Annotated in this window: 14 protein-coding genes; 3 read left to right on the top strand and 11 right to left on the bottom strand. The window is 61.5% G+C overall.

What is annotated here, in order from left to right; genetic code table 11:
• Positions 1 to 20 precede the first annotated feature (20 nt).
• From E4K09_RS12260 to E4K09_RS12210, 11 genes are all read right to left on the bottom strand, one after another.
• Positions 21 to 1,520: a tripartite tricarboxylate transporter permease gene (locus E4K09_RS12260; RefSeq protein ID WP_134497354.1), complete on the bottom strand. Its 1,500-nt coding sequence runs from the start codon at positions 1,518 to 1,520 to the stop codon at positions 21 to 23.
• A gap of 13 nt (positions 1,521 to 1,533) precedes the next feature.
• Positions 1,534 to 1,992 carry a tripartite tricarboxylate transporter TctB family protein gene (locus tag E4K09_RS12255; RefSeq protein WP_134497352.1) on the bottom strand — a complete coding sequence of 153 codons (459 nt, stop codon included), beginning with the start codon at positions 1,990 to 1,992 and terminating at the stop codon, positions 1,534 to 1,536.
• A gap of 14 nt (positions 1,993 to 2,006) precedes the next feature.
• Positions 2,007 to 2,981: a Bug family tripartite tricarboxylate transporter substrate binding protein gene (locus E4K09_RS12250; RefSeq protein ID WP_134497350.1), complete on the bottom strand. Its 975-nt coding sequence runs from the start codon at positions 2,979 to 2,981 to the stop codon at positions 2,007 to 2,009.
• 143 nt (positions 2,982 to 3,124) lie between these two features.
• Positions 3,125 to 3,604, bottom strand: coding sequence for a DUF2938 domain-containing protein (locus E4K09_RS12245; RefSeq protein ID WP_134497348.1), 480 nt, complete (start codon positions 3,602 to 3,604; stop codon positions 3,125 to 3,127).
• 44 nt (positions 3,605 to 3,648) lie between these two features.
• The gene (locus tag E4K09_RS12240; protein WP_134497346.1) at positions 3,649 to 4,437 is read right to left on the bottom strand and encodes an SDR family NAD(P)-dependent oxidoreductase; all 789 of its coding nucleotides are present in this window, start codon (positions 4,435 to 4,437) and stop codon (positions 3,649 to 3,651) included.
• A gap of 63 nt (positions 4,438 to 4,500) precedes the next feature.
• On the bottom strand, positions 4,501 to 5,820 hold the full coding sequence (locus tag E4K09_RS12235; protein ID WP_134497344.1) for a TRAP transporter large permease: 1,320 nt from the start codon (positions 5,818 to 5,820) through the stop codon (positions 4,501 to 4,503).
• A complete protein-coding gene (locus tag E4K09_RS12230; protein ID WP_134497342.1) occupies positions 5,817 to 6,362 on the bottom strand; it encodes a TRAP transporter small permease in 546 nt (181 codons plus the stop codon). Before E4K09_RS12230 ends, E4K09_RS12235 begins: the two co-directional genes overlap by 4 nt.
• A gap of 80 nt (positions 6,363 to 6,442) precedes the next feature.
• On the bottom strand, positions 6,443 to 7,432 hold the full coding sequence (locus E4K09_RS12225) for a TRAP transporter substrate-binding protein (protein WP_134497340.1): 990 nt from the start codon (positions 7,430 to 7,432) through the stop codon (positions 6,443 to 6,445).
• Between the two features lie 270 nt (positions 7,433 to 7,702).
• Positions 7,703 to 8,602: an NAD(P)-dependent oxidoreductase gene (locus tag E4K09_RS12220; RefSeq protein ID WP_134497982.1), complete on the bottom strand. Its 900-nt coding sequence runs from the start codon at positions 8,600 to 8,602 to the stop codon at positions 7,703 to 7,705.
• Positions 8,603 to 8,696: 94 nt separating this feature from the next.
• Positions 8,697 to 9,473 (bottom strand): SDR family oxidoreductase, encoded by a 777-nt coding sequence (locus E4K09_RS12215; RefSeq protein WP_134497338.1) that lies wholly within the window; start codon positions 9,471 to 9,473, stop codon positions 8,697 to 8,699.
• Between the two features lie 82 nt (positions 9,474 to 9,555).
• Positions 9,556 to 10,281, bottom strand: coding sequence for a GntR family transcriptional regulator (locus E4K09_RS12210; protein ID WP_134497336.1), 726 nt, complete (start codon positions 10,279 to 10,281; stop codon positions 9,556 to 9,558).
• A 73-nt stretch (positions 10,282 to 10,354) separates the two neighbouring features.
• On the opposite strand from E4K09_RS12210, the gene E4K09_RS12205 reads away from it, so the two are divergent.
• From E4K09_RS12205 to E4K09_RS12195, 3 genes are all read left to right on the top strand, one after another.
• Positions 10,355 to 11,605 (top strand): ABC transporter substrate-binding protein, encoded by a 1,251-nt coding sequence (locus E4K09_RS12205; RefSeq protein WP_134497334.1) that lies wholly within the window; start codon positions 10,355 to 10,357, stop codon positions 11,603 to 11,605.
• Between the two features lie 127 nt (positions 11,606 to 11,732).
• Complete coding sequence (locus tag E4K09_RS12200; RefSeq protein ID WP_134497332.1) at positions 11,733 to 12,608, top strand: branched-chain amino acid ABC transporter permease; 876 nt, start codon at positions 11,733 to 11,735, stop codon at positions 12,606 to 12,608.
• Between the two features lie 4 nt (positions 12,609 to 12,612).
• Positions 12,613 to 15,129: a branched-chain amino acid ABC transporter ATP-binding protein/permease gene (locus E4K09_RS12195; protein WP_134497329.1), complete on the top strand. Its 2,517-nt coding sequence runs from the start codon at positions 12,613 to 12,615 to the stop codon at positions 15,127 to 15,129.
• The last annotated feature ends 13 nt before the right edge of the window (positions 15,130 to 15,142 follow it).

Below are 15,142 nucleotides of genomic sequence, written 5' to 3'. Positions count from 1 at the left end.
AGGTTGGGATCGCCTGATCGTTAGCCCTGCCGTAGCATTGTACTCCTTCTGGAGCGCAGCGCCATGAGCAGCACCGGCGCAAGCCAGATGAGCAGCGTGGCGATCCCGAGCGCGCCTGAGATCGGCCGTTCGAAGAAGGCAAGATAGCTGCCGTCGGATTTGATCATGGAGGTCACGAAATTCTCCTCGAGCATGGGCCCGAGCACGATGCCGAGGATGCACGGAGCAACGGGAATATCGTTCTCCTCCATCAGAAATCCGAGCACGCCGAAGACCAGCATCACGGCCACGCCGAAAGCGGAGTTGTTGATGGCAAAGGCCCCCACGATGCAGAACATGAGAATGCACGGCATCAGGATCTCGCGGGGAATGCGCAGAATCGTCCGGGCACCCTTGATGGCGGCCCACCCTAAGGGCAGCATCACCAGATTGGCCAGGATGAAGATGATGAAGACCGCATAGATGTACTCGGGGTTGTTCAGGAAGATCGTCGGGCCCGGGTTCATGTTCTTCAGGTAGAGCACGCCGATGACAATGGCCGTGATGCTGTCGCCCGGGATGCCGAAGACGAGCGCCGGAACCCAGGCGCCTGCAAGTGCGGCATTGTTCGACGAGGTGCTCTCGATGATCCCTTCTACGTGCCCCTTGCCGAACTTCTCGGGAGTGCGGGACATTTTCTTGCTGACCGCATAACTGACCCAAGCTGCGATATCCGCCCCTGCTCCCGGCAGCGCGCCGATGATCGTGCCCAGCACATTGCCGCGCAGCTGCTGCGGCCAGTACTGCACCATCATCCGCCCCCAGCCTCGGAAGAGATTGCCGATCACGGCCTGCGGCGCGGTCTGGATGCTATGGGAGATGGCAAAACGAAAGACCTCGGACACGGCGAACAGGCCGATCATCGCTGCAATAAAGTTCACGCCTCCGGTGAGCTCGGCGTTTCCGAAGGTGAAGCGGGGCACGCCGGCTGGATTGTTCAGCCCGATGGTCGAAACAAACAGGCCGATGAACAGGCTCACGAGCCCCTTCACCGGCGATCCTGTTCCGATGAACACCGCACAGGTCAGCCCGAGCAGTGCCATCCAAAAATACTCGAAGGAGCTGAACTGCAAGGCCACCTCGGCGAGGGCCGGGGCGGACAGGATCAGCACGAATGTGCCGAATAATCCCCCAATGGCCGAGAAGAGCAGGTTGGCGCCAAGGGCGATCTCCCCCTCGCCGTTGCGGGTCATCATGTAGGCTTCGTCTGTGTAGGCCGCCGATGCCGGCGTTCCCGGAATGCGCAGCAGCGTGCCGGGGATGTCGCCGGCGAAAATGGCCATGGCAGAGCAGGTCACCATGGCGCCCACCGCCGGAACCGGATCCATGAAGAAGGTTACCGGCACCAGGAGCGCGATCGCCATCGTGGCAGTCAGGCCAGGGATCGCGCCGACCACGAGCCCGAACAGGGCTGCGAGAAAGATGGTCACCAGCACCGCCGGCTGGAACACGAGGCCGAAAGCTGTCTGGATCGCACTCATGACATCATCAGGGTCAGGGTCCAAGGAGCCCGAGTGGAAGGGGGACGCGCAGCAATCCGACGAAGGTCTGCTGAATCAGCACCGTTGCGGCGATCGCGACGGCCGCGGCGATCCACCATCGGACGCCCATCGTCAGCATGAACACCAGCAGGATAGTGATCGATGTCGGCGCGAATCCGAGCACCGGCGCGGCCAGGATGTAGGCCAGGATCAAGGCGAAAATGACCGCAAGCCTCACCCAGGCATGATGGGTGCGAGCCCAGTCGTTCCAGATTACGGCGCCCTGCCATTGCCGAAAGCCCGAGGCAATCATCAGGATGCCGCAGCCTGCCAGGCCCACGGCGATGAGCATCGGAAAGACGGCGGCGCCGTACTCCTGTCCCGGAATGGCCGGAAGTGTCCTCGCATAGGCGAACATCACGATCGCGAATGCGAGGAGCACGAAGCCCGTGATGGCATCGTTGACACGCATCGGGGTCAGCCAGGCTACTTCGCCAACCCTACCTTTTTCATGACCGCTCCGAGGTCCTCGTCGCTCTTCCTCCAGAACGCAAGGAACTCCTCACCCGCCGCGAACTTCACGCCGAAGCCGCGCTGGCTCATGAAGTCGTTGTACTCCTTGCCCTTGTAGATCTTGTCCAGGGCGTCAGCGAGCCGCTTCGTGACATCCGCAGGTATGCCTTTCGGTCCGACGATGCCGCGCCAGGCGCCGATAGCCCACTGGCTGCCGGTCTGCTCCGCGAGCGTGGGAACGTTCGGGAAAGTCGGATTGCGCTCGGGGTTCATGATGGCAATGCTCTTCACGCGGCCGGCATCGATGAGAGAGCGCGCCTCCGGGAGCGAGCAGGGTACGATCTCGACACCGCCTGCGACGAGATCCTGAAGTCCGGGTGCGGCCCCCTGGCTTGGCACCCAGCGGACAGTGCTGGGATCGATTTTGGCGCTGTCGAGCATGCCGGCGATCGCCAGGTGCCAGATGCCGCCCTGCCCTGTCCCCGACGCCTTGAACTTGCCTGGGTTCTTCTTGATGTCGTCCAGCAGGTCGTTGACGGTCTTGTAAGGTGCGTCGGCGCGCACCTGAACGCCTGCCGGATCAAGATTCATCAATGCGATCGGCGTGTAGTCCTTGTAATCGCGCTGGGTGAGCCCCTGCCAATGCAACATGCCGATCTCGACCGTCGCTAGCCCGAGGGTGTAGCCATCCGGCGCAGCCGCCGCGATGGCTTCATGTCCCACGACACCGCTTCCTCCGGTCCTGTTGACGACATTGACCGGCTGGCCAAGCTCCTTCTCGAGCAGGGAGCCGATGATGCGGGCGGTTGCATCCGTGCCGCCGCCGGCAGCCCAGGGAACGATGATGGTGATCGGTCGCTCAGGATAGGCGGCCCACGCATACCCGGCAGCCGAGACCAGCGAAACGGCAGCAACGGCCAGTGTCTTCAGGAAACCACGACGTAGCATTCTTTCCTCCCGATGCGCCGGCTCCTCGTTTTCCTGGAGCCGGTCTTTGGCTTAGGTTGAGTCACGAAACCATTATTGGCAAGCCTTACATGTTTTCCACTTCACGATTACCTGATGTCCTGTGGCATCTCCCTGCGATCATCCTACCGGACGAGAAGCGCGCTCCCGTACAGCCCGAATCCGAAGACGACATGGCCGGCAATGTTGAGCACCCTGATCTGTTTGGCGTTGGGCCGTTTCGAGGCGGCAACGCCCGCTCCCATGCCGGGCTGGAGCAGAAACCATCCGGCTCCCACGGTGATGATGCCCATGGCGAGTGCGGGAGACAATGTCGGCGCCGACGCCCAATCCGGGCGCGTGAACACCAGGAGGACACCAGCATAGACAATGCCGATAGCATAGTGCCCAATCCAGCCGACCGCACGTTCGAAAGGATAGGCGCGCGCGAGCGCGATGTCGTCGTGAAAGACATGGGCATTGGTCAGGTGGCAGAACCAGCGTCCCACCAGCCCCCAGTTCGGCGCCGGCACCTTAAACAACCGCTGCAGGAGCACAGCCCAGAGATCGAGCAACGCCGTTGCACCAACTCCAATGAGGACTGTGCGGCTGAGAAAATCAACCATCTGTTCAGGTTCCCTCCTGGTATCCGGGCGAACACAGAGCGCCTCTAGGGCATGTATTGGCCGCCATTCACCTCCATCACCTGTCCGGTGACGTAGCCGCTGAGCCGGTTAGAGGCGAGATAGAGAAAGGCGCCGACGCAATCCTCCGGCGTGCCGAGACGATCCATGGGAATAGTGGCCTGCATGGCGGCAAGCTGCTCCGGGGTCGAATAGCGTTCGTGGAACGGAGTCATGATGACGCCCGGCGAAACCGCGTTGACCCGGATGCCGTCCTTGACCAGTTCCTTGGCCCAGCCCCGCGTGGCTACTGAAATGAACCCCTTGGCCGCGGCATAGATGACCGAGCCCGGCCCGCCGCCATGGCGGGCCGCGATCGATGACACATTGATGATGGAGCCGCCGCCCTGCGCCCGCATGTGCGAAACGCCCTCGCGAACGAAGCGCACGACCTGCTCGACGTTCAGGGCGAGCACAGCAGCCACGTACTCATCGGTGTACTCCTTGATAGGCGTCCGGTTGACGAGGCCGCCCGCATTGTTGACGAGAACGTCGAGCCGGCCGAAATGCCCGACGGTCTCAGCCACGACCCGCGCCGCCGCCTCGGGTTCGGTCACGTCCGCTTGGACGAGGAATGCCTCTCCGCCAGCCGCCCTCACCTCTTCGGCAACCTGCAGTGCCGGATTCTCGCTGGCATTATAATGGATCGCCACACGTGCCTTATTGTGCCCGAACGCAACGGCGGCCGCTGCACCTATCCCGGTGCTCGCGCCGGTGATGAGGACGACTTTTCCGGCGAGGTCGGGAATGGTGGGGTAGATTTCAGGAACGGTCATCACGAGAACTCCGATAGCGGCTTGAGAAGGAAGAGCCCCGCAGGCCTCTGCAGGGAGGGGATCTCACTTGAGGAACTCCGGCGAGACAAGACTGGGCACGAAGAGTGCGACCTGCGGCCAGACGATGAGGAGAGCCAAGACAAGGAACATCGGGACGAGCATGATCATCGTATCCTTCAGCGCCTGCCGCATCCTGATCCCGGCGACCGAGCATGCGATCATCAGGCAGAGTCCATAGGGTGGCGTGACGAGTCCAAAGGCTAGCGACACGATGCCGATCATGGCGAAGTGAACCGGATCGAGGCCTGCGGACCGGGCCAGCGGCTCCAGGATCGTTCCCACGATGATGATGGCGGGGATGGCGTCGAGAAAGCACCCGACGACGAGAAACACGAACGCAATGAAGAAACCGGTCCCAATCGGCCCGAGTTCCCAGGCCGAAACACCAGACAGGATGACCTTGGGGATTTGATAATAGGCAAGCAACCAGCCGAAGGCGCTCGCCGTGCCGACACAGAAAAGCGTTATCCCGGCGAACTTGCCCGTGTCGACGAGCGCTTCCCGGAATGCCGCAGAATCCATCTCTCGATAGATGAAAATGGACAGGAAGCCGGCGTAAAGCACGGCAATGCAGGCCGACTCCGTTGCCGTAAACCAGCCGAAGATCTTCCCGCCGATGATGATGAGCGGCGTCATCAAGGCTGGAACCGAAGCCAGGATGGACTTGAAGAAGGTCCTCCACGTGTCACGAGGATAGGTCGGGTAGCCCTTGAGAGTTGCATAGGCATGGACCGTCGCCATCTGTGCAAGAGCGATCAACAGACCGGGTAATACTCCCGCGAGGAAGAGCGCGCCAATGGAAACTGTCAACACTCCGCCCCAAACGATCATCAGGATCGACGGCGGGATGATAACCGCCAGAACCGCCGACACGGCAGTGATCGCGACGGAGAACGAATCATCGTAGCCTTCCCGGCGCTGCGCCTCGATAAAGATCTTCGACTGGCTTGCTGCGTCCGCGGTCGAAGAACCCGAAATGCCAGCGAAGAAGAAGGAAAGCACCACGTTGATCTGCGCCAATCCGCCGGGAAAATGCCCGACCATTGACCGGGACAGCTTCATGAGCCTCTCTGTGATACCGCCGACATTCATCAGGTTCGCGGTCAGCAGGAAGAAGGGAACGGCGAGCAGGATGAACGAATTGTATGCGTTGAAGGTCTCCTGCACGAGGGTCATAGCCGAGAGCCGAGGCTCAATGACCAAAATTGGAAGACAGGCCAGCGCCAATGCGAAAGCAACCGGAACGCGGAGTATCATCAATCCGAAGAAGATGCCGAACAGGACGAGGGCCGCTTGCCCGGGGGACAGCAGAGCGCCGGTCATGAGAGGGGTCCCTCCGGCGTCGGGATAGGGTCTGCCGGCGGTAGAGTTCCTCGACCGAACAGCACATTCAGCTCATCCCACATCTGCTCGCCAAGAAAGACGAGCCAGGTGATACCGGTGATCGGCCAGGCAATATGGATGACCCACAGCGGCAGTTCGGCCAGTTCGGAGATCCGATACCAGGCGAATTGCGTGAACTCGATTCCCGACCAAATGAAAACGAGCGCGACGATGAGCACGCAGATGCGGGCGATCAACCGCACGGCGGCCTCAGGGCGCGGCGACAGTCGCGGCCAGACATCAACCTCGAAATGAGTGCTCTCGCGGACGCCGATCATAGCGCCTATCATCACGGTCCAGACCAGCAGGAAACGCGCCATTTCCTCGGTCCAGATGTAATGCGGGATGATCGAGCTGAAGCGCGAGAAGATCTGCAATGTGACCGGGATGATCAGGACAGCAGTGGAAATCGCCACGAGCCAGGACAAGAGGAGGCTGTACCACGCGGTTATTCTACGCCACATGCTGCGCTGTTCGGGCATTGATGTTGCCATAAGCTCCTCATTCCTTGAGAGGGCACGGTCGGGGAGCAATCCCCGACCGTGTCACGAAGCGCGGCGCACTACTCGATGCTGTTGATCTCCGCCAGGATCTTGTCGGCCTCGATCTCCTTGGCATAGGCTGCCAGAACGGGATCGACGAGTTTCTTCATGGCATCGCGATCTTTGAACGTGATCTGCTTCAGCTTGCCGGCCTTTTCTAGGGCGTCGAGCTTTGCCGCATCCTCGCTGGACTCGATGGTCCGGCCGTGCGCGCCAGCCTCCTTGCCGGACTTGATCACGCAGGCCTGCAACTCGGCGGGCAGGTTGCGGAATGTCTTGCCGGAAAATGCCAGCGGCCGGATCGTGATGGCGTGCTTGGTCATCGCCAAGTTGGGAGCTACCTCGAAGAACTTCATCTGCTCAACGCCGGCAGCTTCGTTCTCGCCCGCGGCGATCACACCGTTCTGAATCGCGTTGTAAACCTCGTTATAGGCAATGACGGTTGGCGACATGCCGATCGCAGCGAATGTGCGGCTCCAGATTGGGGCGCCTTGGACGCGGATCTTGAGGCTCTTGATCTCGTCCAAAGTAGCGACTGGCTTATTGACGAAGATATTGCGTGTACCGCCGCCGGCATAGCCGATCAGCATGACGTCGGCACGTTTGGCGATCTCGTCCGCGATCGGCTTAAACAGGTCCCGGTCGAGCACCTTATTCCAATGAGCGAGGTCGCGAAACAGAAACGGCGCATCAATGAAAGGAGCGGCTTTCGAGAAGGTCGACATATGCGCCGGCGAGACGATCGCAAAGTCGACCGCGCGCCCTTGCGACATGTATTCGAAATACTGCTTCTCAAGGCCGAGCTCGCTGTTCCTGTGCAGGATGATATTGAGCGGCTTGCCGTAACAGGACTGTACGAGCTCCCCGAACTTGGCCAACGATTTGGTGAAGGCATGGTCGTCGTTGAACTGGGACGCACCGTGGAGCTCGATTGCCTGCTGGGCGGACACTCCTGAAGGGCCGAGAGCCAACCCGAGCCCGAACAAACCGGTAGCGAGTATTTTCCTCATATCCGTATCCTCCCTGGTGACCCTCTGGCGGGGCTAAAGTGCGATACTGTGTGCGATTATCGTCAGTTTCAATACTTATTCAGTATATTGTAAAATTCACCTTTCATTCATGGCAGAATTTGAGTTCCGTTCTCTCAGCAATCCATCATCATTGCTGTGTCTTACTTGATAACAACATTATCTCCCCTGAGTCATCGCGCGACCAGGGTTGATGGTTGTGCAGGCCGCTCGTTTTCAGTCTCTGATGCGGTCCCTTTCAGGCGTCAGTCCTCAGGCCAAGTCTTTACTCCCATTGAGTTGTGTCAGGACATCCGTCAGATGCGGCATGTGCTTGCCGCTGTTGCCCATCGCACCGGCGATGGTGAGCGTCTGCAGAACGGCAGGACCTATGAGTCCCGTCGCCTTCGCGTCATTCACCATTGCAACGAAGTAGGCGAGATCCTTGCGGGCGTTGCCGATGGCGAACTGCAAACGGCTGGGATCGCCCTCGAGCACGTAGGGCATGATCATCTGAAACATCGCGCTGTTCGCGCCACCGGCCGAGACCAGGTCATACAGAGCCTTCGGATCGACACCCGTGGCGCGGGCCACCGCCACCGCCTCCGCAACGACGCTCGCGTGGCTCATCGCGATGAAGTTGTTAATCAGTTTGATCTTGTGCCCTGCGCCGACGCCGCCCACGTGGAAAACATTTTCAGCGAAGCACTTGAGGACGGGAAGGATCTCCTCGAAGAGTTCCGGGCTTGCACCCACCATCACATTGAGACGCCCCTCCTCGGCCTCCTTCGGCGTACGGGTGAGCGGCGCATCGGCGAAACGAAAACCTCGCGCTTGATAATCAGCCGCGATCCTGACCGACGAGATGGGATTGGCGGTGGAGGTATCGACGTGGATCAGCCCCTCGCGCGCGCCAGACAGAATGCCATTCTCCCCGTAGACGAGGCCTTCGACATCGTTGGACGTCGGCACACAGGTGAAGATGATCTCGGACGCGGCAGCCAGCTCGCGCGGTGTATCCACCTCCGTTGCGCCACGAGCAACGAGGTCGTCCACCCGTTCACGGCTGCGATTGGCAACAACAGTAAGCTTGTGGCCCTTCTCCATGAGGTTCTTGGCCATGCCATGGCCCATGAGGCCGATCCCGATGAAGCCGACACTGGCCATATTCATCCTCCCTGTTTCGTAGCTCGCACCCAGTTCCTTGGATGAGGCCCGGCGCTTCAAAGTCTAAGGCCTGAATTGGGTAGTGCAGTTGATACAATCGTCAGAAAAGAGCCTGGAGATCCCCGTCAACGGCAATCGCCTGCCCTGAAATCGTACGTCCGAGTGGCGAACACAAAAAAGCGATTTGGTCGGCAAGCTGCTGTGCCGTGACGTATTCCTTCAAGGACGTGTTCTCGAGCGCCCGCCGCTGCATCTCCTCGAACGATACACCGAGCTGCTGCGCCTTCGCTTCGAGCACCCGGCGCTGGCGATCGCCGGCGACGACCCCGGGCAGGATCGCGTTCACGCGGATACCGTCCTCGCCCAATTCCCGAGAGAGCGACTTCGTGAAGCCGATCACGGCCCACTTGGCGGCGGCGTACGGGGAGCGCAAGGGAAAACCAAACCGGCCTGCCGCGGAAGACAGATTCACGATCGAGGCATTCTGGCTCTGCCTCAGGTAGGGCACTGCAAGACGCGTGCAGTTGAACTGCCCGGTGATGCAGACCTCGAGGCAGCGGTCCCAGTCCTCTGGGTTGATCTCCTCAACCCGGGCGGTCGGCCCTGCGATGCCGGCATTGTTGACGAGGACATCCAGCCCGCCGAGAACTCCCAGAGTCTCCTCGAAAATCCGGGCGACATCAGCTCGTTTCGCCACATCGCCCTGGGAGGAGGTCAGGTTCGGATCGGTCGCGGCCGCCTCCTGGAGAGCGGCGCTGTCCACGTCGCAGACATGCACGCGCGCGCCCTCACGGTGGAAGGTACGGGCAATCTCAAGTCCGATTCCAGCAGCGCCAGCCGTCACCAGCACACGCAACCCGGCGATGTCGAGGTCCATCTGTGTCGTCTCCATCCCTGAAGCGGGCCCCTAGCACCTGGCGCCTGCTCGTCTTGTCATGTTCGAGAGCCGGGGCGCCGGCCTACTCCAGCAGGCGTCCGGTGCTCTCGATGAATCGGGCTGCGCCTTCAATGTCGTCGATGAGCGCGTTGCGTGCGGCGGCTCCATCACCCTCCTTCACCGCTGCGACGAGACGACGGTGATGTCCGGTTGCGCCGCCCGTTTGCAGCCGTTCGGGCGAGGCCTTGAGATCGAAATTCAGAACTGGGCCGATTTTCAGCCAGAGACTCTCGATGATCCCCACCAGCGTCGGCAGGCCAGTCGCCCGGTAGACGGCGAAGTGCAGCTCCTTGTTGGCTCGGACGGCTCGATCCGCATGAGGATCGGAGCTTCGGGCCTCGGCAAGGAACGCCTCTTCGAATTGCCGCATGGCGGCAAGGTCGGCCTCCGCGCGGCTCCTGGCCGCCTGCTCCACCGCGAAGCCCTCGACCGCGAGTCTCACAGTCGTCAGTTCCCGGAAGCGTGCGAGGTTCATCAGCGGGACGCGCACCGCACGGTTCGGCAGCACCTCCAGAGACTGGTCGGCGACAAGCCGCGAGACCGCCTCCCGCACCGGCATCATCGAGACGCCGAGGGTTTCGGCGACACTGCGCAGGGACATCTTCTGCCCGGGGGCGAGCTCACCGCTCATCAGCAGCTCACGTAATTCGGCATAGACGCGTTCGCCCAGGGTGACGCGTTCCAGCCGGCCGATCTGGGCGATGGCCGAGGGGGTGTTGGTAGGGCGGGGGCTCGACAAGTTGCTCATTTTCCGACAGTCTAACTGTGATCACAGATCGCAGCAAGTAACGCGACAGCATCATGGGAGGAAGGAAACGGCCATGGCACACTCTGATGACTTGACCCGTCGTATGCTCCTGAAGGGAGCGGCCGGCGCGACCGCGCTTGCTGGACTCGGGATGCCTGCAATCGTGAAGGCGCAATCTGACGTGATCCGGATCGGGCATCTCACGCCCATCACCGGCTTCTTGGGGCCGCTCGGCGAGTTCGCCCAGATGGGCGTGAAGCTCGCCGCCGAGGAGATCAACGCCGCCGGTGGCGTCCTGGGCCGCAAGATCGAGCTCGTGATCGAGGATTCGGTAAACCCGCAGACCGCCTCCGCCAAGGCCGAACGCCTGATCGAGCGCGACAAGGTTGCGATGATCATCGGCGAAATCTCTTCCGCATCGGCCCTGGCCATCGGCCAGGTGGCCAACCGGACCAAGACGGTTTTCATCAACACCGGCGCCAATTCCGACGCCCTGCGCGGGGCGAGCTGCAATCCTTTCATGTTCCACATCGAGGCTGCGAACTCGATGATGGTCACGGCGGTCGGCACGTACCTGAAGACCGAGAACATGATCAAGGGCAAGAAGTGGTACTCCCTCACGGCGGATTATGCCTTCGGCCACGATCTCTTCCGGGTCGCCAAAAAATTCGTGACGGAGAACGGCGGCGAATTCATCGGCGAGGAGCTCGTCCCGACCGATGCCACCGACTTCAGTCCCTACCTCCTCAAGATCCGGCAGGCCCAGCCCGATATCGTCGCCTCGAATCTCGCCGGCAATCAGATCACGAACTTCATCAAGCAATATGCCGAGTATGGTCTCCAGTTCCCGATCACCGGCTTCGGCTTCGACACGGCGGTAGCCTGGGGCGCCGGCAAGGGCAATTTCTCTGGTATCTGGCCGCTGATCTGGCACCACATGGTCGATACGCCATCGTCGAAGAAGTTCGTTGAGGCCTTCACCAAGAAATACGGCAAACCACCTGAGAACCAGTGCTGGGGCGACTACAACTCCCTCAAGATTGTCGCGCAGTCCTTCACCGAAATGAAAGCGGCCGACCCGCAAAAGCTCGCCGAGCACCTGCGGAAGGGCGCGAAATTTGACGTTCTGAAGAGCCGCGAAGGCTACTTCCGGGCCTATGACAACCAGATGGTCCAGGAGATGTATGCTGTCCGCGCAAAGGATCCCGACAAGATGAAGGATCAGTGGGATATCTATGACCCGCTGGGTTCCGTCCCGGGCCCGAACGAGGACCTTGAAGCTCTGGCTCCCCCGAAGGACGGCACCTGCAAGATGCAGGCGTGACGCCTCAAACACCGGCTGGCCGAACGGCTGACCGCCGTATCGGCCGTCGGGAAGCACGATATCCTGTTTTCCCTCAACTCCGGCTCCTCACGGCAGGACGCCTCCATGACCGGAAAGGGAGTCTCGCGTGGCGTTCGTCTTTCTTCTTGAGCAGGTGCTGAATGGCCTTCTGGTGGGCGCTTACTATCTGCTGATCGCCCTCGGCCTCTCGCTGATCTTTTCGCTCGGCGGAATCGTGAATCTGTCCCACGGTGCGTTCTATGCGGTCGGTGCATATCTTGCCGTGACGCTGACATCCAGGATTGGATTTGCAGGCGCGTTCGTTGCGTCTCCGTTGCTCGTCGCGCTCTTGGGCATCGTCATCGAGCGCCTGCTCTTTCGGAGGTTCTACCGTTCGGACCCCATTCTCAGCCTGCTTCTGACCTTTGGGCTTGCGATGATCATCGAGCAGAGCCTGCGAATCATTTTCGGGGCGGCTCCCCTGCCCTTTTCTATCCCGACGGCTCTCCGGGGACAGGTCTTCCTTGGCAGCTTCATTTATCCGCGCTACCGTCTCATCATCTTCGGGGTGGCGCTCGCAGCCGTCATCGCGACCTGGTTCCTGGTCTACCGTACAGCCTTCGGCCGTGTGGTCCGGGCCGGAGTACAAAACCCGGATATGGTGGGAGCGCTCGGCATCTCGCTTCAGCCGTATATGACCGCCATCGCGGCGCTCGGCATCGGACTCGCAGGCCTCGCCGGAGTCCTGCTGGCCCCAATCTCGGGTGTGCATCCCGCCATGGGGGCTGAGATTCTGACGGCCGCCTTCGTGGTGGTGGTCATCGGCGGGTTGGGGTCCTTCTGGGGCGTGATTGCGGCCGCGGCGCTCGTGGGGGTGGTGCGCGGCCTCACGATCTACTTTTTTCCACCCGCCGGCGAAGCCTCGATGTACCTTCTGATGGCCCTCGTGCTGCTTCTGCGGCCACGCGGGCTGCTCGGCGAACGCATCCAGAAATTCGAGTAGATCGATGCGCACGCGTTACTGGCCCCTCCTCATCGCAGCGGCAGCACTCCTGGTGCTTCCCTTCGTTCTCGACCCCATCGGCCTGCCGCTTCGCTCGTCGATCGACGTGGTGGTGTTCGCCATCGCCTGCCTCGGCCTGAACGTTCTGGTGGGCTACACTGGCCTCGTCTCCTTCGGGCACGGCGTCTGGTTTGGGCTTGGGGCTTATGCGGCGGCCTTGAGCCAGCTTCACTGGTTTCCGGACGGCATCGTTCTTCCGGCTCTCTTTGCCATCGTCTTTATTGCTGGAGCGTCGTCTCTCCTGGGCGCGCTCATCCTGCGGCGTCGCGGCGTCTACTTCTCCTTGCTGACGCTGGCATTGGCCGCCATGCTTTTCGCAATCGCCTACCGCTGGACGGCGTTGACGGGTGGAGAGAGCGGGCTCGGCGGCGTTGTCCGTACCCGCGCGATCGGCCTCGATCTGAGTTCGGACTGGACCTACTACTGGTTCGTGGCGGCGATAGCGTTTGCCGTCTGCTTCGCCCTGCTGCGCTTCCACAGCTCGCCCGCCGGGAGCGTACTGGTGGCGATCCGGGAAAACGAGCAGCGCGCCCGTTTTCTCGGCTATCCGACGAATCGCTACAAGCTGCTCGGGTTCGTCGTATCCGCCACGGTCGTGGGGGTCGCAGGCATCCTCTCGGTTTTCAATCACCGCTTCGCCTCAGCCGAGCCCCTTTCCGTCGCCTTCTCTGGCGAGCTGATCGCGATGGTGGTGATCGGCGGAATGCGCAGTTTTCTCGGGCCGGCCCTGGGGGCGCTCTTTTACATTCTGTTCCGCGAGTTCCTGTCGATCTGGACTCCACATTGGCTGCTCTATTTCGGCATCCTCTTCGTCGGGTTCATCGTCCTCTCGCCGACGGGACTGATCGGGATCGCGCAGCGGATCGCGGCTCCATTCCGCGCCAAGGTCACGGAAGAGGCCGCCATGGCGGGGCGCACTCTCACCGACGAGCCCCTGCCCTCGTTCCTTAAGCCTGCTGACCATGTGGATGGCGTCATTCTCGAAGCCCATGGCATGACGAAGAGCTTTGGGGCGCTCAAGGCCGTTCAGTCGGTCAACATCGCCGTACGCGACCGTAGCCTCCATGCCCTGATCGGACCGAACGGTGCCGGAAAGACGACGGCCTTCAATCTGATCTCCGGGTACTATACGCCTGATGAAGGCGACGTCCTCCTTCGAGGCCGCTCCATCGCCGGCCTCTCCCCCGAAGCGATCACGCAAGCCGGGATCGGACGCTCATTCCAAATCACGAACCTCTTTCCGGCCTTGACGGTCGAAGAGAATGTCCGCCTCGCCATACAGGCCCGCCACCCACAGCGTTTCAACCCTTGGACGGTCGCGCGATCAATCAAGCCAATCGAAGCCGAGACGTCAGCGGTCATCCGCTATCTCGGCGTCGCCGGCATCGAGAAGGCCGAGGCGGGCGCCCTCTCCTATGGCGGGCAGCGCCTCCTGGACATGGGCTTGGCGCTTGCCACGAAACCGAGAGTGCTGCTGCTCGACGAGCCGCTTGCGGGCCTTGCCGCCGCCGAGCGCCAGCGCATCGGCGAGATCATCAAACGCATTTCCGCGGACGTCCCGATGCTTCTCGTCGAGCACGACATCGACCGTGTGTTTCAGATCGCCGATGTCGTTACGGTGATGAATGCGGGTCAGGTTCTGGTTGACGGAACGGTCGAGGATGCCCGCTCCAGCCCGAAGGTCCAAGAGATCTACATCGGCTCCGGCACGGCCGCCGTTGCCGCGAAACCTCGGCAGAGCGCCGTCGGGGCAGCGACCCTGCTCGCCGTCGAGAAGGTCAACACGTTCTACGGCAAGAGCCATGTCCTGGCGGACGTGTCCTTCGACGTCCGCCAACATGAGATCGTGGCTCTGTTGGGCCGCAACGGTGCCGGCAAGTCGACCCTGCTCAAAACGCTGATCGGCGTTGCACCGCCCGGTTCAGGCTCGATCAGGCTTGATGGCCAGGAGATCGCCGGCCGCCCCTCTTCCGAGATCGCGCGTCTGGGAATCGGCTATGTGCCGCAGGGGCGCGGTCTCTTCGCCGGAATGACTGTGGCTCAGAATCTCGAGCTGGGACGGCTCAAGCGGGAAACCGGCCATGGCGTCCGGTGGAATCTGGACAAGGTCTTCGAGTACTTCCCGCGGATTCGTGAGAGGCTCGACACCCCGGCGGATTTCCTCTCCGGTGGAGAGCAGCAGATGGTGGCGGTCGCACGCGCCCTCTCGGGCGACGTCAAGGTACTTCTCCTGGACGAGCCCTTCGAAGGTCTTGCCCCGGCTGTCGTCGAGCAACTTTTCGAGAGCTTCGACAAGCTCCGTCATGAGGTTTCGATCATCATCGTTGATCACCACCTGGACCTCGCGCTCGCCCTGTCCGACCGGACAGTCGCTCTTGAACGTGGGCGGGTGATACATACCGGTTCATCGAAGGATCTAAGGGACGATCTTGCGCTTCGCCGCAAGGTCCTATGGCTGTGAGCCTTGAGGGAGA

The organism is Microvirga pakistanensis (assembly GCF_004458765.1).
In the GTDB taxonomy this organism is placed as follows: Bacteria; Pseudomonadota; Alphaproteobacteria; order Rhizobiales; family Beijerinckiaceae; genus Microvirga; species Microvirga pakistanensis.
The sequence above is the reverse complement of the archived record's forward strand: the minus strand, read 5'-3'. Positions and strand labels throughout refer to the sequence as shown.

Coding starts and splice junctions, on each gene's coding strand:
- E4K09_RS12260 (WP_134497354.1), bottom strand. CDS start 1,520: ATGAGTGCGATCCAGACAGCTTTCGGCCTCGTGTTCCAGCCGGCGGTG.
- E4K09_RS12255 (WP_134497352.1), bottom strand. CDS start 1,992: ATGCGTGTCAACGATGCCATCACGGGCTTCGTGCTCCTCGCATTCGCG.
- E4K09_RS12250 (WP_134497350.1), bottom strand. CDS start 2,981: ATGCTACGTCGTGGTTTCCTGAAGACACTGGCCGTTGCTGCCGTTTCG.
- E4K09_RS12245 (WP_134497348.1), bottom strand. CDS start 3,604: ATGGTTGATTTTCTCAGCCGCACAGTCCTCATTGGAGTTGGTGCAACG.
- E4K09_RS12240 (WP_134497346.1), bottom strand. CDS start 4,437: ATGACCGTTCCTGAAATCTACCCCACCATTCCCGACCTCGCCGGAAAA.
- E4K09_RS12235 (WP_134497344.1), bottom strand. CDS start 5,820: ATGACCGGCGCTCTGCTGTCCCCCGGGCAAGCGGCCCTCGTCCTGTTC.
- E4K09_RS12230 (WP_134497342.1), bottom strand. CDS start 6,362: ATGCCCGAACAGCGCAGCATGTGGCGTAGAATAACCGCGTGGTACAGC.
- E4K09_RS12225 (WP_134497340.1), bottom strand. CDS start 7,432: ATGAGGAAAATACTCGCTACCGGTTTGTTCGGGCTCGGGTTGGCTCTC.
- E4K09_RS12220 (WP_134497982.1), bottom strand. CDS start 8,602: ATGAATATGGCCAGTGTCGGCTTCATCGGGATCGGCCTCATGGGCCAT.
- E4K09_RS12215 (WP_134497338.1), bottom strand. CDS start 9,473: ATGGACCTCGACATCGCCGGGTTGCGTGTGCTGGTGACGGCTGGCGCT.
- E4K09_RS12210 (WP_134497336.1), bottom strand. CDS start 10,281: ATGAGCAACTTGTCGAGCCCCCGCCCTACCAACACCCCCTCGGCCATC.
- E4K09_RS12205 (WP_134497334.1), top strand. CDS start 10,355: ATGGCACACTCTGATGACTTGACCCGTCGTATGCTCCTGAAGGGAGCG.
- E4K09_RS12195 (WP_134497329.1), top strand. CDS start 12,613: ATGCGCACGCGTTACTGGCCCCTCCTCATCGCAGCGGCAGCACTCCTG.